The following is a 25,012-nucleotide window of genomic DNA, read 5'->3' as shown; positions in this document are numbered from 1 at the left end:
TATTCAGGAGTCATTTTTATGTTAAAAAATTATCTCCGGACAGCGGTACGTATTTTATGGCGCAACCGTCTGCATACAGGTATTAACATTCTTGGCTTATCGATGGGCATCGGTGTCTGCCTGACCATTTTTGTTTTTATCTATACGTTCCTGGACCAGGATACCTTTCACGCCAATGCCGCCGATATCTACATGATCGGTCACATTAAGTCGGTGAACAACGGTGAAGAAAGATGGGGCTTTACCCCGGCTGCCCTGGGACCTTCAGTCAAAGCGCAAGTGCCCGAAGTCAGACGTTCCGTTCGAATTGATAACTTCGATGCATCGGTGCGTTACGGAGATAATGTTTTTAAAGAATTAGTATGGTTAGCCGACCCTGGTTTTTTCGATATGTTTACGTTTCCATTGGTGGAAGGCGATGCCAACGCATTGGAAGATCCAAGCGCCATTTTTCTGAATGAGGAGACGGCCAATAAATATTTTGGAAAAGAACAAGCGCTTGGTAAAACGATGACGGTGCGGTTCGATCAAACCCACAAATACGATCTCGTGGTTCGCGGAATTATTCGTAAAGCGCCCCGGAACGCCAGTTTCAGTTTTGCGTTACTGGCCGGATATAAATTAGTCGAAGCACTTACTCCAAAAGCGAATGGATGGGATTATGGGGTAGCAGCCACGTTTCTTCAACTTGCGCCGGGCAGTAATGCGCGATCGGTCGAATCAAAAATTCAAAGTAACATCGCGACCTATAATGCGGTCAACCCCGACCGGTTGTACAAAGCTTTTTACATCGACAACGTACTCGATCTTGCTAAAAATTCCAATCGTACCCGTGGTGACATTTCCCGCGGTGCCAATCCAACCGGCCTGATAGCGCTGTCGATTATTGCTGCGCTGCTGATGCTGATGGCGTGCTTTAATTTCATGAACAACATGATTGCCGGTTCGGCCCGCCGTTTTAAAGAAATCGGCGTTCGTAAAGTTTTGGGCGGGCAAAAACGCCAGTTGTTACTCCAATTTTTGGGTGAATCGCTGATTGTATCGTTTTTGGCGTTGGTTATCGGCCTCGGATTAGCCGAAGCGGCGTTTGCGCCGTTTATGAATACGTTGATCGACGGACATTGGATCGCGTTCGATATTTTTTCCGATTATCCCCTGCTGATGTTCATGGGATTGCTCATAGCCGCAATAGGTATAATTTCAGGATTATATCCTTCTCTTTATATGAGCACGTTCCAGCCGGTTAAAATTTTCCGCGACCTCCAGCGGGTGACGAGTAACAAATTCATGACACGTATCTTGGTGGTTTTGCAGTTTGCCATTTGTTTGTTTGCCATCGTTGCGGCTATCGTTTTCAAAATCAATAACGATTATTTCACATCGTTGGATCTGGGCTTCAAAGGCGATCAGGTTGCGGTATTAAATTTTAATTCCAACGAGGAGTATGAGCGTTTTGAAGCAGCGATACTGCGTACGCCGGGTGTGGAACAAATTTCAGGCTCTATCCACCAGGCCGGCCGGAGTCAAAGCGTAGGTATGACGGCAGAAGCTGAAGGTAAAACTTTCCAATCCAATTTAATGCGTGTAGGCGCCGGTTATATTGAAACGCTCGGCATTCGCATCGTAGAAGGACGCAGCTTTGACCCCGCGCTGAAAACCGATGAAGAACAAAGCGTGATGATCAATCAAACGCTCGCTTCTCAATTGGGCTGGCAGCAACCGGTCGGCAAGATTATCCGCATTGAAGGAAAAGAATGTACTGTGATTGGAGTGGCCGGCGATTTTTATACCCGTACGTTCATGCGACCGGTCGAACCGACGCTGATGAAAGTGATACCCAAATCGGCTTATCGGCTGATGTCGATTAAAATGCAATCCAATAATGCTGCAGAAGTCGTGGATGCAATGAAAACAGAATGGAAAAAGCTGATGCCTGACACACCGTTTGAATTGAGTTTTCAGGATCAGGTGTTTGAAGAAGATTTTGTAGAGAATGAAAATATTAAAAACATGTTTATTTATGTTGCTGTGATGACGATGATCATTGCTGCGATGGGGCTTTTCGCACTTGTGTCGATGAATATTGCGCGCCGTACAAAAGAGATCGGTATTCGCAAAGTTCTCGGTGCATCCGCACCGCATATTATGAACCTGGTCAATCGGGAATTTTATGTGCTGATCATTGTCGCAGCCGCGTTGATATTTCCGGTTGCGTACATCGCACTCAACGGTCTAATGAATAGTGTTTTTAGTTCCCATGCGCCGATCACGGTGGTTCCGTTTATTAGCGCAATTGTAGCCATGCTGCTGTTGGCTGTCTTGACTGTCGGTTCGCGCGTTTACAGGATAGCCACCGAAAATCCGGTCGAAGCATTGCGCTATGAATAGATTTTAAATCAAAATGTTATGAGATATTAAGGCTGATTATGATCAAGAATTATTTCAAAACCGCGTTGCGCAAATTAAGCCGCAATAAAAACTACGCCCTTATTAATATTGCCGGTCTTTCGATTGGGATAACCTGTGCTTTGTGTATTTATCTGATCATTCAGCACGAATTGAGCTACGATGCTTTTCACACAAACAAAGATCGTATTTATCGGGTAAATACGGTCTGGTACCGTGACGGAGAAGTCGGCCGTAACGGCGCATCGCAATTTCCGCTCGGTGCGGCCATTCGCTCGCATTTCAGCGATGTGACGGTCACTACCATTAATTACGAAGCCAGCGGTTTGTTTACGATACCGGACGGCGCCAACGTTCCCAAAAAATTTGCCGAAGAACAAGGCGTTGCCTATGTCGAACCGGAATTTTTCAAAATTTTCGATACGCAATGGATTCAAGGCGAACCGACTTTACTGAAAGAGCCTTACACGGTGGTATTGAGTCAGAATATTGCAAAAAAATTTTTCGGAGCGGAAGATCCGATCGGCAAAACGATCAAGCTCAATAATAATGACAATCTGACCGTCGTCGGCCTCATGGTAGATCCTCGTTTGAATACAGATTTTCCTTTTACAGTTTTTATTTCTTTCAGCACGCAACGTGCTGCTGCGCGTAACCGGAATTTGGAGCAATGGGGCGCGACCATGAGCAACGTCAATACGTATATGCTTGCTCCGGAAAATTGGGACGCCATGGATTTCAATACGCTTGTAACAAACATGGCTAAACCTTTTCTCGATGAGCGTCGGCGCAATGAACGCGGGTATGAAGTTCAACCTTTGAGTGAAATTCATTTTACTCCGGAAACCGACAGTTACACACATACGACGTCACGATCCAGTATTTGGGCCTTATCGATTATCGGATTATTTCTCGTTGCGACCGCCTGCATTAATTTTGTCAATCTTGCGACCGCGCAGGCTATTACACGCGCCAAAGAAGTTGGCGTGAGGAAAGTGCTGGGAGCGTTTCGCACACAACTCCTTGTTCAATTTATTAGCGAAACATTTTTGATAACGATTTTATCCGGTATCATCGCCATTGGGCTGACGGAATTGGCTGTTCCTCTGCTGAACAGCAGTTTTGATTTTCATCTGCAATTCAGTTTTATCGGCAATGCGTACTTGTGGCTGTTTCTTGCGAGTCTGATCGCGTTCATCAGTATCGGGTCGGGATTTTATCCGGCAATTATTTTAGCCGGTTATCAGCCGGCGACCGTTTTGAAAGGCGGACAAGCTTCGTCGGCGACCGGCGGCTTGTGGGTGCGCAAAGGCCTCGTCATTTTACAATTTATGATAGCTCAGGCGTTGATCATCGGCACGATTGTTGTGTTCGAACAAATGCAATTATTTCGCAAAACCGATATGGGATTTGTCAAAGACGCTATCGTTATTGCGGATGTGCCGGTAAAGGATAAATCACGCATGGAGCTATTGAGAACAGAGCTAATGAAACAGCCGGGGATTCAGAATGTGTCGTTTGGATTTGCCGCCGCTGCGTCAACGACTCATTGGACGTCGTTAATGGTTTATAAAGATGCTCCTACTGCTCCTGTCGAAATGATCTCTGACATGCGGATCGCGGATGAAAATTATATTTCTACGTATGGCCTTAAACTACTGACCGGCCGGAATTACACCATGAGCGATACGATTCATGAATTGGTGATCAACGAAGCGGCGGTGGCCAAAATGGGATTGACTAATCCGGCTGACGCTGTGGGCAAAACATTGTATGTGTTCGGTGAAGACCCAAGGCCTATAGTTGGAGTGGTTAAAAATTTTAATATGACCTCTCTTCATTCGACAATCGAGCCCATGATCATGTCTCCTCAGATACGCAGTTATAATATCATGAGCGTCAAAATCACTATGGAAAATGCCAAAGAGCTTTTGAGTGAAATTGAATCCGCCTGGTCTAAAGTATATCCCGAATTTGTTTATGATTACAGTTTTCTTGACGAAACGATTCAGCGATTTTATGAGGATGAACAACGTACATCGAGGCTCTTTACTATTTTCGCATCGATCGCCATTTTCATCGGCTGTCTGGGTCTGTTTGGTCTTGTTTCCTTCATGGCCGCTCAGCGTACAAAAGAAATCGGCGTTCGTAAAGTTCTAGGGGCGAGTATGGCGGACATTCTGATAATTTTTGGAAAAGATTTTGCGCAACTCATTTTGATAGCTTTTGTTATTGCCGCGCCGATAGCCTATTTCACAATGAGCGAATGGTTGCAGGATTTTGCGTACCGTATTACGATAGGTCCAGGTGTATTTGTCACCGCGATGGTCTTCGCTGTAGCGATCGCTGCCGTGACGGTGAGTTACCGGGCTATTCGCGCCGCAACCGCCAACCCGGTGGATGCATTGAAATATGAATAGGATCAGGATTAAAAGTTTCATATCCGAAAAGGAATCAACGAATGATTAAAAATTATTTCAAAACCGCATTACGAAAACTGAACCGCAATAAAAGTTATACGCTTATCAATGTACTCGGATTGTCGCTTGGTATTACTTGCGCCTTGATGATTTTCCTGATCGTTCGATTTGAATTGACGTTCGATGATTTTCATTCTAAAAAAGATCGTTTATACCGGGTTAATACCGACCGCTCTCACCCCGATGGTATATTGTATGATTTTGGTACGCAATCGCCGCTCGCTCCGGCTCTGCGCACCGATTTTCCTGATATCGAGAAAGTTACGGTATGTGAATTTAGACGCTCCGGTCTCATTACGATTACGGAAGATAATGGAGCGCCGAAGAAATTTCAGGAAAACGAAGGCATTGTTTACATCGAGCCGGAATTCTTTGATATGTTCGATTTCGGATGGAAAATCGGTTCGCCAGGTAATTCTTTGTCTGAACCTAATAGTGTAGTTCTTGCAGAAGAAATAGCCACCAAATATTTTCCGGGTGAAGATCCGATCGGGCATGTCATCCGCATGGACAATGAACGCGATCTTAAAGTGACCGGCGTGATAAAAGATTTTCCTACCAATTCGGATTTCCCTTTCAAAATCCTGATTTCGTACGCGACGTTGCGCAGTATCGGTAAAACGGGCAGCGGCTTTGATATTACAAGCTGGAACAATACGAGTAGTAACGTCAATACATTTGTGCTACTTCATGAAAACAACAGCCCGTCTGAATTAGAAGGCCGTCTCCCTCAATTTGTTAACAAGTATTTCAAAAACGATAATCCTGCCGAAGTGCGGGTTTATCATTTGCAACCATTGTCGACGATCCATTACGATACACGATACGGCAATTTTTCCGATCGCACAACGAGTGTAAGTTCTTTGCTGGCGCTTGCCATCATCGGCGTATTTTTGATCGTTACGGCGTGTATTAATTTCATCAATCTTGCCACGGCTCAAGCCGTTACGCGTTCGCGCGAAGTCGGCGTGAGAAAAGTACTGGGAGCCCAACGCACTCAATTGATCGGTCAATTGCTTGGAGAAACGTTTATCATTACATCCTTGGCTGCTATCGTGTCTATAGTTTTGACGGAGGTGTTTTTTTCATTTCTGACCGAAGCGCTGGAATTGAAAGTTACTTTTCATCCTTTTACTGATTCGATAATACCGGTTTTTTTACTTACGGTTATTGGTTTTGTGACGCTTCTATCAGGACTTTATCCGGCTTTTGTGCTGTCGCGTTTTCAACCGGCGATTGCTCTCAAAGGAAAAATTACTTCTCATCACAGCGGAGGGATCTATTTACGTAAGGGATTGGTCGTTTTGCAGTTTGCCATTACACAGACACTCATTATCGGAACATTTATTGTAATGATGCAGATGCAGTTCCTGCAACAAATGGATCTTGGATTTAATAAAGAAGCGGTCGTAACCGTACCGCTGCCGACCAATGAAAAAATCAAATTAGAAAGTCTTCGCGCTCAATTGACCAATACTCCCGGTATTAAAGATTTTTGTTTTGGCTACTCCGGCGCGGCATCGGGTAATCGCTGGACATCCAATTTTCGTTATAATGACGGAAAAGAAATTCAAAAGCATAACGCCGATATCAAAACGGCTGACGATCATTTCATTCCGACTTACAGCCTGACTTTATTAGCGGGGCGCAATTTGTCGGCCAGCGATACCGTAAAAGAATTCGTCGTCAATGAAGCAACGGTTCGAAAACTTGGAATGGCTACACCGCAGGATGCTATTGGTAAAGTCATCAATTTCTGGGCAGGAATGGATATACCAATTGTCGGCGTCGTGAAAGATTTTAATATGAATTCTTTGCATGAAAATATGTCGCCATGCCTGATCACGTCACGCAGGAACAGCTATTACGAAGCCAGTTTTAAAATCGCGATGAATTCGAGCCACGAGGTCATGGCTCAAATTGAAAAAGCATGGAGCAATGTTTATCCCGAATATGTTTTTGAACGTCACTTTATTGACGAGACTCTTCACGACTTTTACAAACAGGAAGAAAAAGCATCCAATCTCTTCCGTATTTTTTCAGGAATAGCCATTTTCATAGGTTCAATGGGTCTGTTTGGACTGATTTCTTTTATTGCTACACAACGAACAAAAGAAATCGGAGTTCGGAAAGTCCTTGGCGCGGGCGTATCGGATATCCTGATGATGTTCGGAAAAGAATTCGTGCAATTGGTTGTGATCGCGTTTGTCTTTGCGGCGCCTATTGCTTATTTCACAATGAACGGCTGGCTCGAAGATTTTGCCTACCGGATTGCGATTGGTCCCGGGGTTTTTGTTATGTCCATTACGTTTACACTTGCAATCGCTGCATTGACTGTAGGGTATCGCGCGATTCGTGCCGCTACGGCCAATCCCGTCGACGCATTGAAATATGAATAAAATCGTAAAGCTAATTACAGTCAAAGTATGATCAAAAACAGCTTTAAACTTTTTTTTCGGACGTTGCTGAAAAATAAAATTTTTTCGGCGATCAATATTTTTGGTTTGGCGATTGGCATTGCTTCATGCGTAATTATCGCAAAGTACGTTTATGATGAAATGACGTTTGATAGCTACCATGTTAATGCCGATCGGCTGTACAGGATCGAAGAAGATAATTGGGCTGCCGGCCGTATGGCGCTCGGACCGTATATCCGCAATAATTTCCCTGAAGTCGAGCAGGCTGTGCGGTTTTATAAGATCCCAAGAAATATTTTTACCAATGGCGATCAGCATTTTATAGAAAAAAAAGGTTTTTACACCGACGCTTCCATTTTTGAGGTTTTTTCATATTCAGTCATTGCTGGCGACCCGAAAACGGCGCTTAATGCCCCTAACTCTATCGTACTCACCCGCGCATTGGCATCCAAATACTTTGGTGATGAAAATCCGATCGACCGGAGCTTGAAATTAGGAGCCAATTCCACCGAATACAAGATTACCGGCGTTATGGATAATGTTCCATCGAAGTCGCATTTCACTTTCGATTACCTCGTTTCCATGAGTACGTTGCAAATTCCTGAAGACAATGTACGAGTGCAATGGGGGATCAGTATTATGTACACGTATCTTCTGATCAAACCGGGTGTCGACGTTGCTGCGTTGGAGAAAAAGGTCGCGAAAACTCTTGATGAACGGGATTTAACACTTTTCGGAGGCTCAACTCAACCATCGACCGTAAAACTTCAGCCGATTGAAAATATCCATCTGTATTCAAAGTGTGAAAAAGAAATCGAGCCGGGCAATGACTCATCCAATTTATTAATTCTGACCAGCGTCGCTTTTTTTATTCTGGCGACGGCTGTTTTCAATTTTGTTAACCTGGCAACAGCCGGATTTATGCGACGTGCCAAAGAAGTCGGTCTTCGGAAAACATTTGGGGCATTGCGGGATCAGGTTATCCGCCAATTTCTGACTGAATCGATTCTGATGGCGCTTAGTGCCGCAGTATCGGCGTTAATTTTGATCGAAATCCTGACGCCATTTTTGTCCGATACGATTACCATTCGATCGGGTATTCAATCGTTATTTGAACCGATGGCTTTAGTGTATTTTGCCGTATTTAGTCTGTTAGTGGGATGCGTTGCGGGATTATTTCCGGCGTTGTTTCTTTCGAAATTTCAGCCGGCCCATATTTTGAAACAAAACGTTATGGATTCTCAAACCATCGGTGTGCGCGGTTTGAAGAAAACACTTTTAGTGCTTCAATTTGTTATTTCGACCATACTGATCATCGGTTCCAGTATTGTTTACAAACAGCTCGAATTTATTCAGAATAAAGATATCGGATTAGACAAAGAACAAGTATTGATCATTCCTGCAAGCCAGATCGCTCAACCTGATTACAATACTTTCAAAAATATTTTGTCGCAAAATCCGGCGGTTTCTAATGTTTCGGCATCGCTGACTATTCCAAGCGAGCGTGTGATGATCGAACTGCTTCGTCCGGAAGCAGCCGAAAAACCCGAATATGCTTTACGGGTTATCGTTTCAGACTTTAACTTTGTTGAAACTTTCGGTATGCGAATGGCCGAAGGAAGAAGCTTTTCAACAGCTTTTCCATCAGACTCACTCGGAGCATTCTTAATTAATGAAAAAGCCAAAGCGCTTTTTGGCTATACCGATCCAGTCGGTAAAAACGTCGAATTCCCGGGTTTTCAGCGCAGTGGGAAAATCGTCGGTGTGGTTAAAGATTTTAATTTTGCTTCCTTACACAACGATGTCGAACCGGCGGCGATTCATTTAAATCCGGTTTCCAATCTTTACAGTTATATATCGGTTCGTCTGACGGCCAATTCAATCCAGGAAACATTACAGTTTATTGGCAAAACATGGGAAAGCCTCCGGCCCAACGTTCCGTTTGAATATTATTTTCTCGACGATTCGTTTGCTGCGTTATACCAATCTGAAATGAAACTGCAGGCTCTGGTAAGGATTTTTACCTTGATGGCGGTAGTGATCGCTTGCCTCGGATTATTCGGATTGGTTTCGCTGACCGTGGAGCAACGTACGAAAGAAATCGGTATTCGCAAAGTTCTGGGCGCCGGCATTCATGACATTTTATTCCTGGTTTCAAAAGATTTTCTTTTTTATGTCATCATAGCCAACATGATCGCGTGGCCGCTGATCTATTACGTCATGTACCGCTGGCTGGAAAATTTCAGTTATCGCGTTGACATTCCATGGTCTGTTTTTGTCGCAACGCTCGGATTGTCGCTGTTTCTGGCTCTGGTGACGATCAGCTATCGTGTCGTCAAGGCTGCAGTCGTCAACCCAATTCATTCTATTAAATATGAATGATCGTTTTTAATGTCCATGATTTTAGAAAGGAATTTTAGATGCGCTATAAAATATTTCTCTCCCTGCTTACTCTTTTGATCACGGCCGCTGCTCATGGCTATGCGGCTGACAACGGTTTCCAAGGCACTTGGGAAGCTGTTTTCAGCGGCAGCGAAATTTCATTGACCATGAGGCGGCCTGATCAAAGAGAGTCTATGACAACGTTTCAAGGGATTTCCTACAGCCGTTTTAAAGGCCTTGACAAATCCAAAGCCAGACACGACGACGGTGAAATTTCTTTTACCATGCCTTTTAAACAGGGCACGGTTTATTTTACCGGGGAATGCCGCAAGGGTAAAGCTTCCGGTAAGTACGTATTTGTTCCTGATGAGGCGTTTGCGATGAATCTGAGCAAATGGGGTTACAAGAACGTCAAAGACAGTGAGATTTTTGATTTGGCCGTCTGCGATGTAGAAACGGATTACGTCGAAACATTGGCTCCTTTAGGATACCGTCTTTCGGAAGTCGTTCAATTCGGCATTCATGGAATCAAAAAGGATTTTATTGAAAATGCCAAAAATGAAGGCTGCGATGTAGACGCCATAGTTCAACTTGGGATTCACGGTATTAAACCGTCGTTCATCAAAGATATGGATGGCTTATCGGATAATCTCGATGAAACAATTCAATACGGGATCCATGGTTTGAAACCTGCTTACATCCGGGAAGCCAAAGCGCTCGGCTTTGATACCGATGAAATTGTTCAAATCGGCATTCACGGTGTACGACCGGATTTTATCAAAGATATGAAAGCCATGAGTTATTCCGTCGATGAAGCCATACAATTTGGCATTCATGGCCTTCGCTCAAGCTTCATCCGTGAAATGAGTGACAAAGGTTTTTCCGTTGAAGATATTGTGCAATTCGGCATTCACGGACTCCGTCCTGGCTTTGTCAGTGAAATGAAAGAACTTGGTTTTACGACTGACGAAATTGTTCAGATGGGTATTCACGGAATCACGGCATCCAAAGTGCGTAAAATGAAAGATGCCGGAATGAAAAACGAAGCAATCATTGATGTATTGACGGAATGGTAACACAGAACAGCAGTATGGTCAAAACTGTAATAAAAATAGTTTAACCGTACTTTCTTCATGGAGGTCCGATGTTTGACAATTATGTAAAAGTAGCGCTGCGCAATTTGCGTCGTAATCCAATGTACGCCTCGATCAATATTCTAGGTTTAGCAATTGGTATTGCTTGCGCCACGTTTGTGGCGATCTATGCGATGAATGATATCAGCTATGATACATTTCATGCGAAAGCCGATAGAATATATCGAGTCGTTGGAGTTGCCGAGTCACCTAATCTCGGGACCTATCACAACGCTGTAACACCCGCGCCACTGGTTCCAGCAGTGTTGGATGATGTGCCGGCCATCGAACAAGCGTTTCGTTTGTACAATTTCAATTCGACGCTTTGTTCGGCAGGCGAGAAGCGTTTTATCGAAAGCGGCATTGTCGTGTGCGATCCTGCGGTATTAAAAGTACTCGACATTGAATTTATTTCGGGGGATAAGACCACGGCGCTGGCAAAACCCTATTCACTTATCATCGATGAAGAAACTGCAAAAAAATATTTTGGTTCCGAAGCAGCCGTAGGCCATACTATCACGTTGGAGCACCCGGGTGGAACTGATGTATATGAAATAACTGCTGTGATGAAGAATTATCCGGGTAATTCGAGCTTGGTCTTTTCGATGTTGATGCCAATTCCCGTGGGCGCGCAAGAACCGGCTTATTTTGCATCATGGAATGCAAACGCCTTGGCGTCGTACGTGCTGTTGCAAGAAGGTGCTTCACGAGAAGAAGTGGAAAAGCAAGTAACGGCGACAAGGAGGAAACATCTTCAGCCGGATCCAACCGATAAGTTGTACTACTACTTGCAGCCGTTCTTGGACATCCATTTGTATTCAGGACAGTTGCTCTATCAACCAATGAATAATAACCAAGGCAATATTAATACGTTAGCGCTCTTTCTGGCAATCGGAGTGTTTATTCTTGTTATTGCAATCATTAACTATGTGAACCTTGCCACTGCACGATCGCTGCGGCGAGCAAAAGAAGTCGGCATCCGTAAAGTGCTTGGTTCCAGCCGTGGGAGGCTTATAACTCAGTTTATTATCGAAGCCGTCATTCTGGCCTTTCTGGGGTTGTTTTTTTCTCAGATAATAGTAGAAGCATTGTTTCCGGCCTTCAAATCTGTTATGGGTGGAAAAATTCTAATTGACTATCGTTTCGAGTTTTTCTTTCTCGCAGGGTTGCTTGGCATAACCATTGTTATCGGCTTTCTTGCCGGCATCTATCCGGCTTTCGTTCTTTCTGCTTATCAGGCCGTCGAAACGATGAAAGGCACTTTCGCCACCAGTCTCCGCGGAGTATTGTTACGAAAAGGGTTGGTGTTCCTTCAATTTGCCATCGCCTTAATGCTCGTTGTTTGTACAGGTTTGGTTATGAAGCAGATGAATTATGTCTATAATAAAGATCTTGGCTTTGAAAAAGATCAGGTCCTGTATCTTCCTATCCGCAATCAGGCAATTCGCGATAAATATCCGTTGTTAAAATCTAAGCTAATTTCAGAAGGATATGCAGTGAATGTTTCAGCCGCCGGAGGCATTGGACTGCTCAGTGGTTCCAATGGTACTGTTCGTGTGGCAGGCACCGATGGTCAGCAAAGCCTAACGATGCGGTTTACTCCAGTTGATTATGAAATTGCTGAAACAATGGGTCTAACGATTGTTAAAGGAAGGGTTTTTCAACGAGGGATTGCCTCAGACACCGCTTCCGGCGTTGTAGTTAATGAAACTGCTGTCAAAGAGTTGGGATGGGGTGACCCCATTGGAAAACAATTTGATTTTGGGAATGAAACAGTTTCGGTGATTGGCGTCGTAAAGGATTTCCATGGATTTTCACTATACGCTAAAATAGAACCGATGATTATGTATGCGAGCCAGAGCGGCGTAAAGTTTATACTCGTTAAGCTAAATTCCGGTGGAATCAGTGATGGTGTAGAAGCTGTCCGATCGGTTTGGGAAAGACTTTTGCCTTCTCAGCCGTTCGATTACGGCTTTGTTGACCAGTATTTTGAAAACAATTACCGGAACGCGAGCAATACACAAAACCTGTTCGAAGTATTCGCATTGATTGCAATTTTTATTGGCTGTTTGGGACTTTTTGGTCTTGCCTCGTTCACAACGGAACAAAAGAGAAAAGAAATCGGTGTGCGGAAAGTGTTAGGAGCTAGCGAATTATCCATCGTGTATAAGCTTTCAAAGGAAACTCTGATACTTGTTCTGTTTTCAGGATTGGTTGCTTTCCCTGCAGCTTATTATACCATGCAGCAATGGCTTTCAAATTTTGCATACCGAGTTATGGTGGGTACGGATGTATTTTTGCTGTCAGGCGTTTTAGTGCTGTTTATTGCGCTGGGAACAGTCGGATTACAAGCCTATCGTGCAGCCTCGGCGAACCCAGTCAATGCATTACGGTATGAATAGGAGAAAAGCATGTTCAAAAATTATTTAAAAATTGCTTTCCGCAATTTTACCAGACACAAAACACACACCATTATCAATTTATCCGGTCTTGCTGTCGGCATGGCGTGTTGTATGGCCATCATGCTGTATGTAAAAGACGAATTGTCTTTCGATCGTTTTAACGAAAAGTCAGATCGCATTTACCGGGTACTAGCCGAATTTAACGATCGCGGTGAAACGAATTTAGTCGAGGTTACGTCGCCTCCAATCGGTCCCGGTTTAAAAACCGATATTCCGGAAATTGAAAATTTTGTGCGAATGGGACCTCGCCGCCATGTTTTGGTTCACAAAGGAGAACAATCATTTTATGAAGATGAATTGTTTTACACCGATCCCTCCATATTCGAGATTTTTTCATTTCCATTGTTGTCGGGCAATGTTCAAACAGCGTTGAATGATTTATCGTCCGTTGTAATTAACCGTGACCTGGCTGAGAAATACTTTGGTTCATCCAATCCGATCGGTCAATCATTGGAAATCGAAATCAACGGCAAAATGAAAACTTTCACTGTATCAGGTATTTTGAAAGATATTCCTGTCATTTCGCACATTCAACCGGCATTGATGATCAGTTTTGAAAATGAAAAAGTCCAACGTCGTGAAAATTGGCAAGGATTCGGATTTTATACCTATGTGCTGTTACGTGAAGATGCTTACAAAGAAATCGTCGATCAGAAAATGGCAGAATTTATGCGTCAAAGAATGCCGAATCCCCGTCTTCCCGGTATGAGCAAACCATCGATTCAATTGCAAGCTTTGACCGATATTCATTTGCATTCTGATTTCTCCAATTCGGACGGGAGCTTTGGTAACTTGGCCTATGTCTATTTGTTTTCTGCGCTTGCAATTTTCATAATTCTGATCGCCTGCATCAATTTCATGAATCTTTCCACCGCACGTTCTCTTGGGCGCGCCAAAGAAGTAGGAGTACGGAAATCCGCCGGGGCATTTCGTTTTCAATTGATCCGACAATTTTTAAGCGAGTCGTTACTGCTGGCGACGTTGGCTTTGATCATTGCGCTTGGTATAGTCGAATTAATTTTGCCGTTATTCAATTCTCTTGCCGGTCGGGCGATGGAAGTTCATTTATTGTCAGATTGGTCGTGGATGTCAGGATTGGTCATACTGACGTTATTAGTAGGCTTTTTTGCAGGAAGTTATCCTGCATTTGTTTTATCCCGGTTTAACCCTATCGATGTTTTGAAGGATCGGCAGGTAATGGGAACGGGCGGAGCGAAATTACGCCAGGGGTTGGTCGTGGTTCAATTTTTAATTTCAGCCACGCTGATCGTCGGTACTGTCGTTGTGTTTTCCCAGCTAAACTATATTCGTAATAAAAATCTCGGCTTTGATCGCGAACATGTGATTGTTTTAAATTTGCGCAATTCAACTGTTTTGACTCAATTGCAGGCTTTTAAAAGTGCCATCACTGTCCAGCAAGATGTTCTTGATGCGGCTTTTTGTAATTCGCTGCCGGGTCAGTCAGGATGGTGGGTGAGCGTGGGTCGTCCCGATGGCGCCGAACCCGGGCACGAAAAAAGATTTTATGCATACTATGTTGATGAGGATTATTTTAAAACGTTATCCTCCTCCATGGCTTCTGGCCGGGCGTTTTCAAAAGATTTTCCTACTGATAAAAACAAACTTGTTATCAACGAATCTGCCGCTATAGAATTTGGTTGGGGCAACGCCGATGGTGCAGTTGGGAAACAATTCATTTCAATGGCGGAAGGTCCTGAAAATTCCAAGCCGCAGGAAATTATCGGTGTCGTTCATGATTTTCACTACCGATCGCTTCGTGAAAAAATCGATCCGGCTGTTTTTATTTTAGGGTCGGAAGGATTTTTTGAAAGTATCGCTGTACGGATTCGCCCGAATTCTACAGCATCCGCTCTCGAATTTCTTCAAAAAACATGGAAGGCATTCGACCCCAACCGTCCTTTTGAATATCGTTTTTTGGAAGACGGTTTACGCAAACAATATGAAGCGGAAGAAAAACTAAGTCAAATTTTCGGTGTATTTGCAGGACTGGCCATTTTTATTGCTTGTCTCGGCCTTTACGGACTTGCCGCTTTCACGAGTGAAAAACGCACCAAAGAAATTGGCATACGAAAAGTTTTGGGAGCCACCGTGTCTGGAATTGTCAGGATGTTGTCGGCGGAACTTGTAAAACTCGTATTGATTTCAAATCTCATTGCGTGGCCTGTCGCTTATTTTAGCATGAAGTGGTGGCTGGAATCATTTGCATACCGTGTAGAATTGAATTGGATGATGTTTGCAATGGCGGGCGTTATGACTTTAGCCATCGCGTTTTTGACCATCAGTTATCATGCAATCAAAGCCGCGACATCGAATCCGGTAAATGCACTGAAATACGAATAAGATTATATAATTTCAATTATCCATAATTTTATTACGAGAGAGGGTGTATGATGGTTTTTAATTATCTGAAAGTAGCCATTAGAAGCCTGGTGAAACACACCGGTTATTCTTCGATCAATATTACCGGATTAGCCATTGGGACAGCGTGCTGCATTTTGATATTGCTGTTTGTGAACGATGAGTGTTCTTATGATCAATTCAATGAAAAAGCGGACAAAATCTATCGTGTCAATTCTGAATTTATTGAACAAGGTCAACCAAAACAATATTCTCAAACCTCTCCGCCGATCGGCCCTGCCATGAAAGAAGAATTTCCGGAAATTGAGGAAGTTGTACGCGTTACTTCATCGTACGACAAAGTGCTGATCAAGGTAGGTGAGAACAGCTTTTATGAAAAAAGATTTTTTTACAGCGATCCTTCACTGTTTCGGGTTTTCAGTTTTAGTTTGTCGGATGGAAATGCTGAAACTGCGCTGGCCGATCTGCATTCTATAGTTTTAAGTAAATCCAGTGCTCAGAAATATTTTGGAGACACTTCCCCCGTCGGCAAAACATTGGCCATCGAATTAAGAGGCAATCTAATCGAATTCAAAATAACCGGGGTTCTTAACGACATTCCTTACACATCACATTTTCGCCCCGACTTCATCATTCCGTTTACAAATTTGAGCAAAGGGCGTTTGGAAGAATGGTGGGATTTCGGATTTCATACCTACGTTTTATTGGGTCCTTCAACTACGGCATCCGAATTGGAACAAAAATTTACGGCATTTGTAAAAACGCATGTGCCGCCTATGGAGAATGATCCCATGCCTAGACTGATTCTCCAGCCATTGACCGATATCCATTTGCATTCGGATTTCGAAAACCAAGAAGGTCAATTAGGCCCGATTATGTACGTTTATCTTTTCTCGGTGCTTGCTTTCCTCATCATTATTATTGCTTGTATTAATTTTATGAATTTAGCGACGGCCAGATCGCAACGACGATTGAAAGAAATCGGCGTGCGAAAAGTGGTTGGCGCAGGCCGGCCACAGTTAATCGGGCAATTCTTGAGCGAGTCGATTCTTATGGCGGCCATCTCGCTCGTCATAGCAATAGGATTGGTCGAATTGTTCATACCGATTTTCAATACCTTATCTTCAAAAAATATCGCCTTCGACTACTTTGAAAACATCGAAACGATGTTAAGTTTTCTGGGCATTGCGTTGATTATCGGAGTGGTTGCCGGCGGTTATCCGGCTATTTTTCTTTCCCGTTTTGCACCGATTGAATTCATAAAAGGAACTTTTTCGAAAGGATCCGCCGGCTCTTTATTTCGTAAAATCCTGGTCGTTTCACAATTTACAATTTCGATCGGGCTCATTTTTGCAACGTTAATCGTTCATTCCCAACTAGAATTTGTCCGGGAAATGAAACAGGGGTTTGACAAAGAAAGTGTCGTATCCATTCCTTTGACGCGAACAATCAAACAGTTCTCAGCGACGTTGAAGAGCGAATTGCTTCGTAATCCCGATATCGCGCAAGCGACGCTGGCTTTTACTTTTCCATTCAGCGATAATTGGTGGACCACCGGTGTATTGCCGGAAGGGATCACCGATGCCGCCAATCGAAAACGTGTTTACACGTTCCAAACGGATTTCGATTATTTTAAAACGCTGGGAGTTACTTTTGCTGCAGGAAGAGACTTTTCACAGGATTTGCCGACGGACAGCAGTATGTTCATTATTAATTCAACGGCTGTTAAAGATTTTGGATGGGGTTCGCCTGAAGAAGCTCTGGGGAAACAACTGGCGTGGCTGGGGCATGGTCAGAATAATCCCAAAAGAGGCATGATCATCGGCGTGGTCAATGACTTTCATTACAAGGCGGCTCGAGAAAAGATTGCACCAGCCGTATTTCACATTATGCCGTCTGATGAATATGAAACCATAGTCGTTCGTTTAAAGCAAAACAATATTAAAGAGACGCTTAATTTCATTAATAAAACTTGGACAGCGCTTGATCCGGCTCACCCTTTCGAATATCAGTTTCTGGAGGATGAGATCCATCGTCAATATGAATCCGAAGAAAAACTCGGAACGATTTTTGGGATATTTTCATCGCTGGCTATTTTCATCGCGTGTTTGGGCTTATACGGATTAGTCGCATTTACGACGGAACAGAGAACAAAAGAAATCGGAATCCGTAAAGTATTAGGCGCGACCATAGGGAGTGTTTTGAGCCTGATGACCAAAGAAATCAGTTTCTTGGTGATTGCAGCCAACGCCATTGCATGGCCTTTGGCATATTGGGGAATGAGTCAATGGCTGGATAATTTTGCTTACAGAGTCGACATCGGCGTAGTCAGTTTTCTATTATCAGCGGCCATAGCCCTTGCCATCGCTTTGATAACGGTTAGTCATCTTACGTTTAAAGCGGCTAAAGCGAATCCGGTGGACGCATTGAAGTATGAGTAAGATTTAAAAACAGCCACGGTGTTGCCATGAGTGCCAAACGCTTAAAAGAGAAAATGAAAATAAAACTGGTTTTTTTAATCCCATTAATGGTTGCGATGAATTTAAACGCACAATCGCAAAAAATATCCGTTGAACACTCTTTTGTCAATCAAAACGCAGAATATTATTTATTTAACTCGAAAGAAGTTAAGGACACTTTTAACTTATATGTTAAACTTCCAGCAAGCTACACTTCTTCAAATTCAACTTATCCCGTTTTTTATGTACTGGATGGTGATATAGCCTATTTTGTTGCCTGCGGAGTAACACCTCATCTTTTATTGGGCGGACACATCCCGGAAATCATCATTGTTGGAATTGGATATGGCAGCTTGAATTCCGGTCCCGGAGGAAAAAACAATAGGATGAGAGATTATTCTCCGACGCAAATTCCTGAGGATCAGAGAACGGGAAAAGCCGGCCAGTTTCTGGCCTTTTTAAAAAAAGAATTAATTCCTTTTGTGGATAAAAATTATAGAACAGATAAAAAGAACAGAGTTATTGAAGGTCATTCAATGGGCGGGCTTTTTGCAACGTATGTTCTATTCAGAGAAACCGGCCTTTTTAATAAATATATAATCAGCAGTCCGACAGTTTCATGGGATAACAAAGCAATATTCAAAGATGAAGAAACGTATTCCCAGAATAACGCTGAATTAAAAGCTGATGTGTTTATTTCGTTCGGATCAGACGAAGGAGAAAATTTTCATCCTGAAAATGTTAAAGCAATGATCACAAAAATAACGGGCAGAAACTATTCCGAGTTAAAATTGACAACAAGAGTTTTTGATAAGGGAGGACATTTTACCGTTCCTTCTGAAGCAATGAATTACGGCCTTGCCGCAGTTTTTAATAAGTAAATTGCAAAGGTGTGTAATTAATCCGGAGAGCCAATGTTTAAAAATTATCTGAAAATTGCGTTACGGAATTTGTTCAGGCAAAAAACCGTATCCGTCATCAATATTGTCGGTTTGTCAGTAGCGGTCGGTTGCAGTATCACTGTTTTCCTTTTTCTTCAGAATTACTGGACGTTGGATGGGTTTCATAAAAACGGCGAGCGTATTTTCATAGTCGAATACCTAACCAATACCGGCGGTGAGATTCAAACATGGGGCGATGCGCCTGCGCCCATTGCACCGGCACTATTGACCGATTTTCCACAAGTCGAACATGCTATTCGTATACAGCGCGGAGGCGCCAAAGCTTTTTATAAAGAAAATGTTTTTGATGAGACCATGACGTATGCGGACGTCGATTTCTTTCAGGTATTTACTTTTCCTCTGAAATATGGCGATCCGTCGGCGCTGAAAGATCCTAACGCGCTCATCCTGAGTGCCGATGCCGCTGAAAAATACTTTCCCGGTCTTGATCCGATCGGCCGGACGATGTCGCTTATCATAAGTGATCGGCCTGAAAGTTTTTCAATTGCAGGCGTGGCCGAACCGTTTCCAAATAATATCGGATTCCGATTCGATTTTCTGACAGGTTATCATCCGGTCCATGAAATTCTGAAATCACAGGATTGGAAAACAAAAACGGACGGAATTTTTATTCAGTTGCGCCGGTCAGAAGATGCCAGTTTTATGGCACAACAATTGAATCGATATGTTTCGCTTTTCAATGCAAATAATCCAGATACACCGATCGAATCATTCACACTCGATAATCTCCGTCATCCGTCATCCAATGCTTATGACGTTATCAATCGGCCAGCGGAAGCGCTTCATCCTGTTTTGACGATCATGTTCTCGCTCATCGCACTGGTTATGATGGCCGTGTCTTGTTTTAATTTTGTCAATATTTCGTTAGGGGGAGTTTCCAGACGCTTAAAAGAAATCGGCATTCGGAAAGTACTTGGTGGCCGCCGCGAGCAATTAATTGCACAATTTATGTCAGAAAATCTCTTGCTTTGTTTTTTGTCTTTAGCGGTTGGATTGATGTTGACGGAAATACTGTTTGTTCCTGTGCTTAACGATATTATGGTCTTGAAAACGTTGGTATCTTTCTCGAACAATATCGGTTTATGGCTATTGATGATCGGATTATTGGCGATTACAGGTTTAGGATCGGGGATGTATCCCGCGTTTTATATTTCGTCGTTTAAACCCGTCATTATATTTGCAGGACGTCAAAAATTTGTAAGCAAAAATGTATTACGCCGCGGGCTGTTGGCGATCCAATTTGTGTTAGCATTTTTGGCGGTCATTATAACGGTCGTTCTCTTGACGGCGGCTCAGCAATGGAAACATTTTGCGTGGGGATATAATCCTGATCAGACGCTGATCGTACAACTGACGGAGAGCCGGCAGTTTGATCTTCTGAAAAATGAAATTGTAAAAAACCCTAATGTATTGATGGTCGCCGGTTCTGTTCATCATATCGGCCAATCCATGCGGCAAGAAATGATATTCGGAAACGCCGAAGAAAAACAAAATATTTTCCGTTTTGATGTTGGCGCGGGTTATCCGGAAGCGCTTGGACTTAATTTAAAATCCGGGCGTTTTTTCGATCCTGAAAAACGCGTAGAGGATGAGAACTCGATTATCGTCAACGAAGCGTTTATTGAAAAACAAAATATACCGGATGCTCTTGGTTATACGATTCGTATCGGTGAGAAAAAATATACGATCGTCGGCGTAGTAGATGATTTTAAATTATTCGGAACAGGCGCAACATATCCGTCTGCGTTTTTCAGGGCAAATGACAATGAATTCACTTGTATTGCTATTCGGTTTGCCCCGGGAACCGGGAAGGAAGTTGGTGCTCAGATCGATCAATTATGGAAAAATCTTTTTCCGAATGTGGTAATCAATCGCTTCTTTCAAAATGAAGTTTTTGACGGATTCTATCAAACTTTTACGAAGGTATCGGGAACATTCGGATACGTTGCAGGAATGGCTCTGTTGATCGCATGCCTGGGATTATATGGATTGGCGTCGCAGCATTTTTTGCGGTATCTGAAAGAAGTTGGGGTCCGCAAAATGCTCGGAGCATCATCCCGTCAAATTTTATTATTAATCAATCGCGAATTTCTGATTTCCATGCTTATTGCAAGTGTTTTGGCGACGACACTCAGCGTCGTCGGCATCCAGCTTTTATTAAGTCAGGTAAAACAATTTACCGGTAATTTTTCACCGGGTCTGATGCCTTTTGTCATGGCCAATGCAATCATTTTTGTCACAGCGGGCATAGCGGTGAGCCGGCAATCATGGAACGTAGCAACGATTAACTTATCAGAAGTATTAAAGAATAGCGAATAATACCGAATCGCCGAAAGGAAAATTTAATGTTTCAAAATTATCTTAAAATTGCATTTCGCAATCTGCTTAAACATAAAACTTATTCGACGATCAACGTTCTTGGATTAGCCGTCGGTATGGCGAGTTGTTTGATCATCCTGCTGTTTGTCCAGTATGAATTGAGTTATGATAAGTACCATGCGAACGCTGACCGGATCTATCGTGTTTCGCGTCAGTTTTATAATCAGGACGGTCAGCTCAATTTATGGCTGGGACCTATTGCGCCGCCTTTTGCTCCGATGTTACGAACGGATTTCCCGCAAATCGAAGTTGCGCAATTGCTTCGCGATTTTAACACAAAACTAAAAATAGGCGAACAGACGTTCATTGAAAATCGTTTTTTCTGGGCTGACGAACATGTACTGAATATTTTTAGTTTTGAATTATTAAAAGGGGATCGAGCCAATGTGTTGAAAGAGCCCAACAGCATTGTACTTACCGAATCGATGGCGCAGAAATATTTCGGAGAAACCGATCCGATAGGAAAAGTTATTAACTACGAAGACCAACTTGACCTGAAAGTAACTGGGATTCTCAAAGATATTCCTGAAAATTCTCACTTTCATATTGATATCCTCGGTTCATTTGTGACGCTGCAGACGGTATTACCTCAAGGCTCGCTCATGACCAATTTTGGCTCCAATAATTATCCGACGTACGTGTTGTTACCCGAAGGAATGGATCCCGGTGAGTTCGAACAACAGTTGGTCAAATTTATTGACAAACATGTGCCGGTTCTCAACCCAAACATCCCAAAAGCCAGTGCTTTTACTTTGCTCAAAGTGCAACCGATCACGGATATTCACTTGCATTCTCATTTGGATTCGGAGATCGAGCCCAACGGCGATATTCTTTACGTGTATATTTTTTCAGCGGTAGCGTTTTTTATTCTGCTCATTGCGTGTATCAATTTTATGAATTTATCGACCGCAAAGGCTGCCGATCGGTCACGTGAAGTCGGTGTTCGTAAAGTAGTCGGTGCCGGACGGCACGATCTGATCAGGCAATTTTTGAGTGAAACAATCTTATTGGCTTTTATTGCACTGATTCTCGCTATCGGGCTAGTTGAACTTGCATTGCCGTATTTTAATTCATTTTTCGGAAGAACTCTCTCTCTCGATCCGACAAATAATTATTTCATGCTGGCATCAATTGTTGCGATTGCGTTGTTAACCGGTTTAATTTCGGGAAGCTATCCTGCATTTTTCCTGTCAGCGTTCGAGCCCGTGACGGTTTTGAAAGGTAAGTTAAGCAAAGGTTCAGGATCGTCTTGGCTGCGCTCGACGCTTGTGATCACACAATTTTCGATTACCATCGCATTATTGTGCGGCATCGGAATTATTCAAAACCAGCTTAATTTTTGCAGAACAGCCGACCTTGGTTTCAAGCAGGATCACGTTCTGGCTGTTTTGATTCCGCAAAGTGTTCGTGGAAAACAAGAAGAAGTTAAAAACCAATTGAAACAAAATCCCAATATCGTTTCGGTTGCTTCCTGCAGTCGTTTTCCATCGGGGCGATTACTTGACAGTTTTAATATGCAGGTAGAATCTGGTGGTGAAATGAAGCCGGTTAATTTCCGGATTGCCAACGTCTGGGTCGATCATGATTATATGAATACGTACGACATGCCGATGGCTGCAGGGCGTAATTTTTCGAAAGAATTTGTCACCGATGATACGGCGGCCGTAATATTCAATGAATCTTCCGTCAGAGCGTTGGGATGGACTTCGAATGAAGACGCACTGAATAAACGCGTCAATTTCGGTAATCGCCGTTCAAGGGTGGTTGGAGTCGTCAAAGATTTTCATTTTGAATCGATGCGCGAAAAAATTGCGCCGATGGTTTTCGCCGTCAATCCGAATTTTTCCGGGTATTTTTCCATTCGGATTCGGCCTGAAAATATACCGGCTACGCTTGAATTCTTAAAAGAGCGTTGGGCCGAATACGATCCGGATGTGCCTTTTAATTATCAATTCATCGATGAAAATTTTGATCAATTGTACCGCAACGAAGATCAACTCAGTCAAGTGCTGGAATATTTTGCCGGATTAGGAACGTTCATCGCGTGCCTGGGATTGATCGGACTTGCTGCTTTTATGGCCGAACGGCGCACGAAAGAAATCGGAATCCGGAAAGTCATGGGTGCAACCATTACAAATATTGTCGGATTAATGTCTAAAGAATTTATCCGGTTAGTGGTATTCGCCAATCTGGTTGCGTGGCCATTGGCTTATTTTGCGATGGACAGTTGGTTGAATCATTTCGCGTACCGGATTTCTATCGGCCCGGCTGTATTTATTATTGCCGGAATTGTTACCGTCGTTATAGCTTTGGGAACGGTCAGTTTCCAGGCTTTTCGCGCTGCAACAGGCAATCCGATCAATGCTTTAAAATATGAATAAAGGCAGTCGCAAATGTCAGATGTGAGGTAAAAAATTTTTTGTTTTACGTCTTGGCGTTGTAAAAGGAGAAAGTATGGTTCAAAATTATTTAAAAATCGCTTTCCGTAACTTAATCAAGCACAAAACATATTCTTTGATCAATATTTCCGGTTTGGCTATAGGTATTACGTGTTGTTTATTGATCGTGTTGTATATCCGCGACGAGAGTAGTTTCGACCGGCATCATGACAATGCCGCTTCCATCTATCGCGTTACGACGGAAATTCGTTCGGCTGAACGAACCGGTCGTATGGCTACAACGCCGCCACCGTTGGCGGCCGCAATGAAACGTGATTTCCCGGAAGTTTTGGTATCGGCGCGGGTAATGGGGGCGCCGGGCATTTCGAAATATCTCATGCAGCGCGGAACGGAAAGCTTTTTTGAAGGCGGCGGACTTTTGGCCGATCCCGATGTATTTAAAATTTTCAAATATGAATTTATTGGTGGTGATCCCGCTACTGCATTGACTGAACCGAATACGGTTGTACTTATGGATGAATTGGCTGCAAAATTATTCGGAGCTATCGATCCGATCAATCAAACCGTTTCGATCGGGACACGTTCAGGTAAAACCGATTATAAAGTCACAGGCGTTTTCAGAAAACCGGTTTTTAATTCCCACATCCAGGCGAGATTCTTCATGTCGATGAGCAGCGATGGCATGGGCGCTTATTTCAACACGATGCAGCAATGGGCCGGTAATAATGTAATGTTCAGCTATGTCATGCTGCAACCCGGGACGGATCCGTCGGCGCTCGAAGCAAAACTTCCGGCATTTCTTGATAAATACGGCAAAGAACAGTTGGCTGCTTTGGGTTTTCATAAAACACATTTTCTTCAACCCGTCACGGATATTCATCTCAAATCGGATTTTACCAACGATCTCTCACCGAACAGCAGCATGACATTGATGTACGTGCTCGGTTCAATTTCGATTTTCATTTTGTTGATCGCGTGTATCAATTTCATGAATCTTGCAACGGCGCGTTCGGCCAAACGAGCCAAGGAAGTCGGTGTCAGGAAAGTTCTGGGCGCACGTAAGGCCATGTTGATCCGTCAATTTCTCAGTGAATCAATGATCATTACATTGATCGCGCTTACAATAGCGCTTGCATTGATCGAATTTCTTCTTC

12 protein-coding genes are annotated in these 25,012 nt (G+C 43.3%); all 12 read left to right on the top strand.

The window, feature by feature from the left end:
* Positions 1 to 18: 18 nt before the first annotated feature.
* Positions 19 to 2,388: an ABC transporter permease gene (locus K1X84_10395; protein ID MBX7152040.1), complete on the top strand. Its 2,370-nt coding sequence runs from the start codon at positions 19 to 21 to the stop codon at positions 2,386 to 2,388.
* Positions 2,389 to 2,426: 38 nt separating this feature from the next.
* Positions 2,427 to 4,826 carry an ABC transporter permease gene (locus K1X84_10390; protein MBX7152039.1) on the top strand — a complete coding sequence of 800 codons (2,400 nt, stop codon included), beginning with the start codon at positions 2,427 to 2,429 and terminating at the stop codon, positions 4,824 to 4,826.
* 41 nt (positions 4,827 to 4,867) lie between these two features.
* The gene (locus tag K1X84_10385) at positions 4,868 to 7,285 is read left to right on the top strand and encodes an ABC transporter permease (protein MBX7152038.1); all 2,418 of its coding nucleotides are present in this window, start codon (positions 4,868 to 4,870) and stop codon (positions 7,283 to 7,285) included.
* 27 nt (positions 7,286 to 7,312) lie between these two features.
* Positions 7,313 to 9,685, top strand: coding sequence for an ABC transporter permease (locus K1X84_10380; GenBank protein MBX7152037.1), 2,373 nt, complete (start codon positions 7,313 to 7,315; stop codon positions 9,683 to 9,685).
* Between the two features lie 38 nt (positions 9,686 to 9,723).
* A complete protein-coding gene (locus tag K1X84_10375; GenBank protein ID MBX7152036.1) occupies positions 9,724 to 10,761 on the top strand; it encodes a hypothetical protein in 1,038 nt (345 codons plus the stop codon).
* Between the two features lie 68 nt (positions 10,762 to 10,829).
* The gene (locus K1X84_10370) at positions 10,830 to 13,220 is read left to right on the top strand and encodes an ABC transporter permease (protein ID MBX7152035.1); all 2,391 of its coding nucleotides are present in this window, start codon (positions 10,830 to 10,832) and stop codon (positions 13,218 to 13,220) included.
* Positions 13,221 to 13,229: 9 nt separating this feature from the next.
* Positions 13,230 to 15,641 carry an ABC transporter permease gene (locus tag K1X84_10365; protein MBX7152034.1) on the top strand — a complete coding sequence of 804 codons (2,412 nt, stop codon included), beginning with the start codon at positions 13,230 to 13,232 and terminating at the stop codon, positions 15,639 to 15,641.
* 47 nt (positions 15,642 to 15,688) lie between these two features.
* The gene (locus K1X84_10360; protein MBX7152033.1) at positions 15,689 to 18,100 is read left to right on the top strand and encodes an ABC transporter permease; all 2,412 of its coding nucleotides are present in this window, start codon (positions 15,689 to 15,691) and stop codon (positions 18,098 to 18,100) included.
* 26 nt (positions 18,101 to 18,126) lie between these two features.
* Positions 18,127 to 18,999, top strand: coding sequence for a prolyl oligopeptidase family serine peptidase (locus tag K1X84_10355; protein ID MBX7152032.1), 873 nt, complete (start codon positions 18,127 to 18,129; stop codon positions 18,997 to 18,999).
* Positions 19,000 to 19,032: 33 nt separating this feature from the next.
* The gene (locus tag K1X84_10350) at positions 19,033 to 21,399 is read left to right on the top strand and encodes an ABC transporter permease (protein ID MBX7152031.1); all 2,367 of its coding nucleotides are present in this window, start codon (positions 19,033 to 19,035) and stop codon (positions 21,397 to 21,399) included.
* A 26-nt stretch (positions 21,400 to 21,425) separates the two neighbouring features.
* Positions 21,426 to 23,840, top strand: coding sequence for an ABC transporter permease (locus K1X84_10345; GenBank protein ID MBX7152030.1), 2,415 nt, complete (start codon positions 21,426 to 21,428; stop codon positions 23,838 to 23,840).
* Positions 23,841 to 23,913: 73 nt separating this feature from the next.
* Positions 23,914 to 25,012 (top strand): ABC transporter permease (locus tag K1X84_10340; GenBank protein MBX7152029.1); only part of this gene is annotated, 1,099 nt, incomplete at its 3' end.

The organism is bacterium, from assembly GCA_019695335.1.
Classification (GTDB): Bacteria; CLD3; CLD3; order SB21; family SB21; genus JABWBZ01.
This window is presented reverse-complemented; position numbering and strand designations above follow the sequence as displayed.

Excerpts from the sequence above, each read along its gene's own strand:
- K1X84_10395 (MBX7152040.1), top strand. The coding sequence starts at position 19 with ATGTTAAAAAATTATCTCCGGACAGCGGTACGTATTTTATGGCGCAAC.
- K1X84_10390 (MBX7152039.1), top strand. The coding sequence starts at position 2,427 with ATGATCAAGAATTATTTCAAAACCGCGTTGCGCAAATTAAGCCGCAAT.
- K1X84_10385 (MBX7152038.1), top strand. The coding sequence starts at position 4,868 with ATGATTAAAAATTATTTCAAAACCGCATTACGAAAACTGAACCGCAAT.
- K1X84_10380 (MBX7152037.1), top strand. The coding sequence starts at position 7,313 with ATGATCAAAAACAGCTTTAAACTTTTTTTTCGGACGTTGCTGAAAAAT.
- K1X84_10375 (MBX7152036.1), top strand. The coding sequence starts at position 9,724 with ATGCGCTATAAAATATTTCTCTCCCTGCTTACTCTTTTGATCACGGCC.
- K1X84_10370 (MBX7152035.1), top strand. The coding sequence starts at position 10,830 with ATGTTTGACAATTATGTAAAAGTAGCGCTGCGCAATTTGCGTCGTAAT.
- K1X84_10365 (MBX7152034.1), top strand. The coding sequence starts at position 13,230 with ATGTTCAAAAATTATTTAAAAATTGCTTTCCGCAATTTTACCAGACAC.
- K1X84_10360 (MBX7152033.1), top strand. The coding sequence starts at position 15,689 with ATGATGGTTTTTAATTATCTGAAAGTAGCCATTAGAAGCCTGGTGAAA.
- K1X84_10355 (MBX7152032.1), top strand. The coding sequence starts at position 18,127 with ATGAGTGCCAAACGCTTAAAAGAGAAAATGAAAATAAAACTGGTTTTT.
- K1X84_10350 (MBX7152031.1), top strand. The coding sequence starts at position 19,033 with ATGTTTAAAAATTATCTGAAAATTGCGTTACGGAATTTGTTCAGGCAA.
- K1X84_10345 (MBX7152030.1), top strand. The coding sequence starts at position 21,426 with ATGTTTCAAAATTATCTTAAAATTGCATTTCGCAATCTGCTTAAACAT.